At 53.3% G+C, this 6,945-nt stretch carries 5 protein-coding genes; 2 read left to right on the top strand and 3 right to left on the bottom strand.

The window, feature by feature from the left end:
• Window positions 1-278 precede the first annotated feature (278 nt).
• Entirely contained in the window at window positions 279-3,524 is a 3,246-nt protein-coding gene (locus Q8W22_RS06390; RefSeq protein ID WP_305451854.1) for an efflux RND transporter permease subunit, read from the bottom strand.
• Between the two features lie 5 nt (window positions 3,525-3,529).
• Complete coding sequence (locus Q8W22_RS06385) at window positions 3,530-4,588, bottom strand: efflux RND transporter periplasmic adaptor subunit (protein ID WP_305451853.1); 1,059 nt, start codon at window positions 4,586-4,588, stop codon at window positions 3,530-3,532.
• Between the two features lie 362 nt (window positions 4,589-4,950).
• Here Q8W22_RS06385 and Q8W22_RS06380 point away from each other — a divergent pair, with 362 nt between their 5' ends.
• Window positions 4,951-5,187 carry a GrxA family glutaredoxin gene (locus Q8W22_RS06380; protein WP_303434319.1) on the top strand — a complete coding sequence of 79 codons (237 nt, stop codon included), beginning with the start codon at window positions 4,951-4,953 and terminating at the stop codon, window positions 5,185-5,187.
• Window positions 5,188-5,345: 158 nt separating this feature from the next.
• On the opposite strand, the gene Q8W22_RS06375 is transcribed toward Q8W22_RS06380, so the two are convergent.
• A complete protein-coding gene (locus tag Q8W22_RS06375; RefSeq protein WP_303434318.1) occupies window positions 5,346-5,855 on the bottom strand; it encodes a M48 family metallopeptidase in 510 nt (169 codons plus the stop codon).
• A gap of 126 nt (window positions 5,856-5,981) precedes the next feature.
• Here Q8W22_RS06375 and gcvA point away from each other — a divergent pair, with 126 nt between their 5' ends.
• Window positions 5,982-6,893 (top strand): transcriptional regulator GcvA, encoded by a 912-nt coding sequence (gene gcvA / locus Q8W22_RS06370; RefSeq protein ID WP_303434317.1) that lies wholly within the window; start codon window positions 5,982-5,984, stop codon window positions 6,891-6,893.
• Window positions 6,894-6,945: the final 52 nt, after the last annotated feature.

Genomic DNA, 6,945 nt, shown 5'->3' with positions numbered 1-6,945 from the left:
GATGTTGGTGGTTATCTGATGGACTACTACAACCGGCAGCGACCTCATACATTCAACGACGGCATTTCGCCCGTTGCAGCAGAGGAAAACTTTAAAATACTGTCCGGGATTAGTTGACCACTACACTACAGTGGTCGTTGGGATGATTTGAAAAAAAACTGGATTCTGGAGATACCACTGAACATCAAGAATAGATAGATAAAATTCTGTTCATAAACAATCAGCCCCTCAGATGAGGGGCTGATTATCGGGTTGCATTATTTGCCGGTGGGCTGATCTCAGCCTGCCATTTCTCCCCGCAGTTTTTCGCCCAGGTTCTTAGGCATCAGCGAGAAATACAGCAGAGGGATTACGATCAGCGTCAACAGGGTAGAGACCATGATGCCGAAGATCAGTGAGATCGCCAGGCCGTTAAAGATCGGGTCATCCAGAATAAAGAATGCCCCGATCATGGCTGCGACAGCGGTCAGTACAATCGGCCGGGAGCGCACGGCTGCGGCAGTTACAACGGCTTCTTCAAAGCGCATTCCTTCTTCTAGTTGCTGATTGATAAAGTCGACCAGCAAGATGGAGTTCCGCACGATAATCCCTGCCAGGGCGATCATGCCGATCATGGAGGTCGCGGTGAACTGGGCACCAAACAGGGCGTGACCCGGCATAACACCAATCACCGTCAGTGGAATCGGAGCCATAATAATCAACGGCACCAGGTAGCTGCGGAACTGACCGACCACCAGCAGGTAAATCAGGATCATGCCGACACCATAGGCAATCCCCATATCGCGGAAGGTTTCGTAAGTGATTTGCCACTCGCCGTCCCATTTCATGCTGATATCGTCAGTCAGCGGTGGTTGCTGAATAAACCATTGTTGCCAGTTGAGTCCGGCGTCTTCCATGCCAAACGAGATACCAAACAGGCCGTACAGCGGGCTGTCGAGTTCTCCGGCCATATCCGCAGTGACAAAAACGACCGGTTGCAGGTTTTTATGGTAGATGGTTTTGTCGGCGATGGTTTTACGAATGCTGACCAGGTCAGCCAGTGAAACCAGGCTGCCATCGGCGGCTTTCACTTTCATCACCAACAGCTGGTTCAGACCCACCTTGTCGCCTTCGTTCAGTTCAAGACGAATGGGGAGCGGGTATTTGCTGTTGGCACTGGAGAGATCTCCTTCTTCAGTGTGGGTGTGTAAATAGCTGACATCCTCGCCACCCAATGCGGTGTTGATGGCCTGGACGATGCTGGCTTGTGCGACTCCCAGCATGGCGGCGCGCTGGCGATCGATACGAATGATCCACTGTTGTTGGTCGGCTTCAATGTAGTCATCGACATCGACGATATCGGCTGTGGTTTCAAACTGGCCACGCAAGGCCTTGGCGGCTTCGATCTGGCGGCTGTATTCCGGGCCATAGACTTCCGCCACAATCGGTGCCATCACGGGTGGGCCAGGTGGTACTTCGATGATTTTGACGTTGGCGTTCAGGCGCTCGCCAATGACTTGCAGCGGTTCTCGTACGGACAGGGCAATGTCATGGCTTTTACGGTCACGATGGTGCTTGTCGACCAGGTTGACCTGGATATCGCCCTGGTTAGGCAAGCTGCGCAAGTAATACTGGCGTATCAGTCCGTTGAAGTTAATGGGGGCTGCGGTACCGGCATACAGTTGTACATCGCGGATTTCTTCTACTGTCATTAATTCATCGGCGAGGGCATCGAGAACCATCAGGGTTTCTTCAACCGGGGTGCCTTCAGGCATATCGACGACAACCTGGAATTCTGACTTGTTGTCGAATGGCAGCATTTTCAAGACCACCAGTTCTGTGGCGGGCAAGGCAACGGCGACAACAATCAGGCCGGTAATCCCCACAAATAACAGAATACGTTTTTTGACTGCGCCAGCGCCTTGCAGGAAGGGTGACATCAGGGCATGGAAAAACCGCTGCAGCTTTGAATCGGCAGGGGCTTCATCAGCCGATGTGCTGTCGGGTAAATGGCGTTTGAGCAGTTTGTAGGATAACCAGGGTGTAACCACAAACGCCACCACCAGGGAAATCAGCATACCGGTTGAGGCGTTGATCGGGATTGGGCTCATATAAGGCCCCATCAGGCCGGTTACAAACGCCATGGGCATAAGAGCCGCGATCACAGTAAAGGTGGCGAGAATGGTTGGCCCACCAACTTCGTCGACCGCAATCGGGATTACGTCCAGCAGTTTTTTGCCGCCCAGATGCAGGTGTCGATGGATGTTTTCGACCACCACAATGGCGTCGTCCACCAGAATACCGATGGAGAAAATCAGCGCGAACAGGGATACCCGGTTGAGCGTAAAGCCCCATACCCAGCTGGCAAACAGCGTGATGGCCAGAGTGATAAAAATAGCACCACCAACAATGATGGCCTCGCGCCAGCCCATGGTTGCCAATACCAGAACCACCACGGCAGTGGTTGCAAACAGGAGTTTGGCGATCAGCTTGTCGGATTTGTCTTTGGCTGTGATGCCGTAGTCACGGGTGATATCGGCGTTGATATTGTCGGGAATAACGCGCTGTTTGAGGTCGATCAGGCGTTGTTCGACGGATTGGGTGATGTCGACCGCATTGGTGCCGGGCTGTTTGGCAATCGCAATGGTAACGGCTACCTGACTGTGAGTGTTGCCGAGGTCGCGATGCATGACAAATTGTTCCGGAACGTCGGCACCCTGGTGAATGTCGGCGATATCGGCGAGATAGACCAGCCCGGTCTCGGTTTTGCCAACAACCAACTGTCCGAGGTCGGTACTGTGCTGCAAAAATGCTCCGGCCTGGATTTGAATCACTTCGTTGTTTTGTACCAGAGGCAGGCGTTGACCACCGGCATTGGCGCTCATCAGGGTATTACGAACGTCGTCAAAGGCGAGGTTGTAGCCATTCATGCGAGCAGGGTCCAGCTTGACCAGCACCACATCGGAGTGGCCGCCGATGCTGTAGATGTCACGGGTGCCCGGGATGCGCTTGAGTTCGGTTTCCAGGGTATGGGCGATCTTGGTTAACTCGGCAGCAGAGACCAGGGGGGCGTCAGAAGATAAGGTGATTGCCATGATCGGGACATCATCAATCCCCATCGGTTTGATAATGGGTTGGCTGATTCCCAGGTTTTGCGGAAACCAGTCATTGTTGCTGTGGACTTTGTTATAGAGGTTGATGATGGCCGTTTCTCGCGGAACACCAACCTTGAAGGCAACGGTCAGTATGGCCTGGCCTGGTTGGCTGATGGAGAAAATATCATCGACATCCTGAATCTCAGACAAGACTTGCTCAGCGGGGATGGCGACGAGTTGCTCGACTTCGCGGGCACTGGCACCCGGGTAGCTGATAAAAACGTTGGCGAAGGTAACGTCGATTTGCGGCTCTTCTTCTTTCGGGGTGATCATCACCGCAAAAAAACCGAGCAGCAGGCCAACCAGCGCCAGCAATGGCGTAATGGCTGAATTCTGGAAAGCGTGGGCGGTTTTACCGGAAATTCCCAATGGGGTGGTGTCTGCAGACATGGTCATTATTCTCCAGCGTGGTTGGAGGAGGCTTCAGCCTGTTGGGCAATCATTGCCAGCGCTGCGTAGCCATCAATGGCAATGGTGTCACCGGCACTGAGTCCTGCCAGAACTTCAGTCTCACCGTTGCTGTTGTTGCCCAGCCGTACCTGACGCATGGACAGTTGCTGGTCCTTCATAACGTACACCGAGGTGACTTCGGAATGCCTGACGACGGCATCTTGTGGAATCATCAGGCCTTCTCGTTCTCCCACTGGCACTCTCACTTGTGCCCACATTCCGGGATACCGGCTGGCGGCGCCTTCTGAAGGGAGTTCGGCCCGTAGACGCAGACTGTGATGCTGGTCATCGGCGTAGGGGTAAAGGGTGATTTTGTCGGCGTTGATATGGATCTGCTGATCATCGACCAGAACCTCAACACTGCTTTCGGCTTGACGGCTACGGAAATAACGGGCGATACGCTGGGGTAAATTGGTGACCGCTCGCAGTGGTTGTAATGCCAGGCCAGTCATCATGGGTTGTCCGGGTCTGACCAGCTCACCCACTTGTACCATACGGGCTTTGACGATGCCGGAGTAGGGGGCGGTAACACGGGTGTAGGACAATTGGGTGCGGGCCTGACGGACATTGGCGTTGGCTGCTGCAACTGCCGCCGCGGCGCTTTTGGCCTGGGCGGAGGCACTGTCGTACTGGCCTTGGGAAATGGACCGTTGCTTCAGTAGTTGCTGGTTACGTTTGAGTAGGATCTGGGCGTCTTCATTCTGGGCTTCTGCCTTTGCCAGTTCAGCCTGGGCTTGGGCGAGCTGGGCTTTTTGCTGGGTGTTGTCGATTTCGATAAGCAACGCCCCTTTTTTGACCTGGTCGTTTACATCCACATGGACGGCCAGAATCGAGCCGCTGGTTTGTGCGGAAATGGTACTTTCGTTAACCGCTTCCAACGAGGCTTCAAAATCGTAAAACACCGGGATGCGGCTGGTTTGTAACGTACGTGTCTCCAGCGCATGGGTCGGCAGGGTGAGCAGGATAGACAGGCCAAGGCTCAACATCAAACGAGAAGGCAGCATAAGGAGCATCCTTTATTTACTGGCTGGGTTTACTGGCAGGACTCACAGACGGGTGTGAATTCCAGATTATTTATATTCCTGTATTAGAATATACTAATATATGAAATGCAATAACCAGACGCGACCGGATGAGCTTCATTTTATTGCTCTCCTGGCTTCTGTGCGAGAAAGTCCTGACTGCTGCCTGGGTGACAGCGGTCTGGGTGGCAGGCTATAGCCTTTATAGTAAATATTGATTTAACAGAGGTTGAGCTATCGTTATAAGCTATGAGAATACTTACCCACTATGGCCTAGCCCTGAATCGCACTCCAGAGAGTAAATCAGAGTGGCGGTCATGCCCCTTACTGCGGAGAAGCTGTTTATGAAACGTGTCACTATTTTTGGACGAGAAGGTTGTGGCTACTGTCGGCGTGCCAAAGAATTGTGTGAAATCAAAGAGCTGGACTTTAAATACATTGATATCAATGTTGAAGGTATCAGCAAGGCTGACTTGGAAAAGACCGTTGGCAAACCGGTGGATACCGTGCCCCAAATCTTTATCGGCACTGAACACGTCGGCGGCTATACTGAATTTGCGGCCTTGATCAACGCCAAGTAAATGGTAAGTCGATAGATTGCGGGTATCATGCCCCCTGAGTTCTGGCACCCTGGAACACCACAAAAAAGCCTGGTCTGGATGACCGGGCTTTTTTGTGGCCGGAAGACTTCAAGGCAGAGCCACATGCGCGATGTGAAGCCATCAGAATCCGGCAGCAGTCACCATAAATCACCGTATTGGTCGCGCTGACACAGGTATAACCGGACATCCAGTTCGAGCTGGAAATAGTCTGGCTCCATATGCTGACAAAGTTGGTAGAACGCCTTGTTGTGGGCTTTTTCGCGCAGGTGAGCCAGTTCATGGACGATGATCATGCGCAGGAAGGCTTCAGGGGTGTTGCGAAACAGGGTCGAAATACGGATTTCGTGCTTGGCCTTCAGCTTGCCGCCCTGTACCCGGCTGACAAAGGTATGTAGCCCCAGAGCGTGTTCCACTACGTGGATCTTGTCGTCGTAAATCACCTTGCTGATCGGGGGTGATTTACGCATATAGCGGTGCTTGAGATCCTGCGCGTAGTCATACAGTAATCCGGCCGACGCCAGGGTGTGTGCCTGAGGGTAACGGTGTTTGAGCAAGTCGCCCAGTTTGTTTGCCTGCAGCAGCTGGCTGGCCTGGTGCTGCAGATCGGCCGAGTAGGCCGACAGATAACGTAACGAGTGGGAGGTCATAAAGCAGCAGCCAGGGTCGGTGAGAGAGTAAGTCGAGGCGGGATTGTAACAGAGAGACCAAGGTGGTTGAAAAACCGTCAGGCTAGCGACATGATGCTGAAATAAATTCATCTTTCAGGATTGTTCATGCGTCGCCTGCCTCCCTTGAATGCCTTGCGTGTCTTTGAAGCATCGGCCCGAAAATCCAGCTTTGTTGCTGCCTCCGATGAGTTGGCTGTGACGGCTTCGGCGGTCAGCCATCAAATCAAGACACTTGAAGAATATCTGGGAGTACAGCTGTTCAGTCGCAACAAGCGCAAGGTGGCACTGACCTCCGCTGGAGAGCAGTATCTGAATGGCATCAAACACGCGCTGGATGAAATCGAGGTTGCTACCCAGCGGCTGACCAATGGCCACGAAAGCAATGTGGTGCAGATCAGTGTGGCGCCCAATTTTCTGACGCGCTGGCTGATGCCGCATATGTCGCAGTTTCAGGAGTTGTACCCGGATATTGAGTTGCAAATCAACGCCTCGCAGGGGCTGATTGATTTTAATCGCGTCAGTACGGATATCGCCATTTATTACGGTAATGGCGAGTGGGACGATATTGAAACCCATTTTCTCTGCAAGGTCATGCTGGTGCCGGTGTGTAGCCCGGCGCTGCTGTCCGGCAAATACCCGTTGGAAAAGCCCAGTGACTTGCGTCGGCATACGCTGATTTACGTCAGCAAGCGCAAGTGGGAATGGGAAAACTGGATGCATCAGGCCGGGGTCGACAACCTGGTGCCGAAGGGCAGCTTGCAGCTGTCGAGCAGTCAGCTGGCGACGGCAGCGGCGCAGGAGAACCTGGGCGTGGCCTTGGCCGACAGTACGCTGACTTCCCGTGAAATTGCCTCTGGCCGCCTGATGATTCCGTTTAATATTCAGCTGGATACCAATAAGGCATTTTACTTGGTGTACCGCAAAAACCGGCCCTTGACCACCGGGATGAAGGCTTTCAAGGAGTGGATGATGAGTGCCATGGCAGAGTCCGGTGACTCGGTTTCAACGGGGTTCTGATCGATAATGACGACGGACGGCCCGGGTACGCATTAATCGGCAATGTGGCTCG

It is taken from the genome of Oceanobacter sp. 1_MG-2023 (assembly GCF_030689025.1).
In the GTDB taxonomy this organism is placed as follows: Bacteria; Pseudomonadota; Gammaproteobacteria; order Pseudomonadales; family Oceanobacteraceae; genus Oceanobacter.
Note: the sequence above shows the minus strand (reverse complement) of the source record. Positions and strands in the feature narration are given on the sequence as shown.